General features: G+C 45.9%; 1 protein-coding gene. It reads left to right on the top strand.

The window, feature by feature from the left end; translation table 11 throughout:
* The coding region (locus ACRHNM_RS18585) for a hypothetical protein (protein ID WP_431138100.1) at positions 1 to 209 on the top strand (209 nt) is incomplete at both ends.

Below are 209 nucleotides of genomic sequence, written 5' to 3'. Positions count from 1 at the left end.
CCTGCTGATGCTACTGTGGAATGTACACAAAGTACTGATCCTTCTGCTACTGGAACTGCTACTGCTACAGATACCTGTGGAACAACCACTGTTACGTTTACGGATAGCTCTGTCACCGCTTGTGGTAACACGGAAACAATTACCAGAACTTGGACTGCTACTGATGAGTGTGGCAACTCAGTTTCAGATACGCAAACCATTACGGTTGA

The organism is Psychroserpens mesophilus (assembly GCF_050617655.1).
Taxonomy (GTDB): domain Bacteria; phylum Bacteroidota; class Bacteroidia; order Flavobacteriales; family Flavobacteriaceae; genus Psychroserpens; species Psychroserpens mesophilus_A.
This window is presented reverse-complemented; position numbering and strand designations above follow the sequence as displayed.